Annotated in this window: 2 protein-coding genes; one reads left to right on the top strand and one right to left on the bottom strand. The window is 75.2% G+C overall.

The window, feature by feature from the left end:
• Nucleotides 1–819: aquaporin (locus ACLEQD_RS43275; protein ID WP_410391773.1), on the bottom strand; the 819-nt coding region annotated here is incomplete at its 3' end.
• Between the two features lie 117 nt (nucleotides 820–936).
• Here ACLEQD_RS43275 and ACLEQD_RS43280 point away from each other — a divergent pair.
• On the top strand, nucleotides 937–1,452 hold a 516-nt coding region (locus ACLEQD_RS43280; protein ID WP_410391774.1), incomplete at its 3' end, for a thiamine-phosphate kinase.

The following is a 1,452-nucleotide window of genomic DNA, read 5'->3' on the forward strand; positions in this document are numbered from 1 at the left end:
CAGCCCCGAGCCCGGCGGCGGCGACACCACCGCGCGGGCCCGGTCCGGGTGCGCCAGCGTGTTGAAGAGGGCGGCGGCCAGGTGCGCGGGCCCTGCCTCCGCGCACTCGAAGACGACGGTCTCCACGGCCGTGGCCACGGGCCGGGGCGTGCCGCCCAGCAGCCACCGGAAGAGGAACACCGCCAGCGCCGCGCCCAGCAGCTGCGCCGCGATGAAGGACTCCACCTCCCACGGGCTCATCACGCCCCTGTGGGCACTGGCCGCGCGCGCCAGCACCAGCGCCGGGTTCGCCAGCGAGCGCGAGTCCGTGAACCACACCGTCGCGGCCACGTACCCCGCGATGGCCAGCGGCGTCGCCGACGGCCGCGTGCGCACGCAGCCGCGCACCACCACCAGCAACCCGAACGTCGCCACCATCTCCGTGAGGAACCGGGCCCCGTCCGCCGCGGGCAGCTTCGAGGTGAGCAGCAGCGGTTCGTTGCACATGCGGTGCGCCACGAGCCGCCCCACCAGGCTGCCGGACAGCTGCGCCAGCGCGTACAGCGGCACCTCGCGCCAGGGCGTCCGGTCCCCCAGCGCGTCCGCGAAGGTGAGCGCGGGGTTCAGGTGCGCGCCCGACAGCGGCCGGAGCACCCACAAGAGGCACGCCAGCACCGCGCCGCACGACAGGGACATGAAGAGGCGTCCCTCGGTGGCGCTCGCGCCCAGGTGCTCCGCGACGTGGTGCGACCCCTCCAGCGCCACCACCACCAGCGCGCACCCCAGCGCTTCCGTCACCAGCCGGCGGCGCAGGTCCATGGGGGGGGCGGAAGAGGGCACCCCCAGTCCTATGCCTGCACGGTCCGGCACCGTCAACGCAATGGGGCGCGCTCCCGCCCGCCGGTTCGCTGGCCAGCATTGCGTCACCGGGCGCGGGCGTGGTCTCTCTCTCCCTCCATGCCCGGCGAGTTCGACCTCATCCAACGCTTCCTCGCCTGCTTCCCGCGCCCGCGGGTGCCGGTGGGGCCGGGGGACGACTGCGCCGTGCTCGCCCCCATGAAGGGCGCGCTGTGCGTCACCACCGACGCCGTGGTGGAGGACGTGCACTTCACCCGCGCCACGTTCTCCGCCGCGGACATCGGCCACAAGGCGCTCGCGGTGAACCTGTCGGACCTGGCCGCCATGGGCGCCACGCCGCGCTGGTTCGTCTGCGCGCTCGCGCTGCCCAGGGACTTCCCCGCCCGCGAGCTGTCCGCGCTGGGCCGGGGCATGGCCGCGCTCGCGAAGGAGCACCGCATCATGCTCGTGGGCGGCAACTTCACCTCCGCGCGCGAGGTGTCCGTCACCCTCACCGTCACCGGGGAGCTGTCCCACGCGCCCCTCACCCGCGCGGGCGGCAGGCCCGGGGACGCGCTCTACGTCTCCGGCACGCTGGGCGACGCGCGCCTGGGCCTCCAGCACCTCCAGGCCGGG

This window comes from Corallococcus sp. 4LFB (assembly GCF_046520365.1).
GTDB classification, from domain to species: Bacteria; Myxococcota; Myxococcia; order Myxococcales; family Myxococcaceae; genus Corallococcus; species Corallococcus caeni.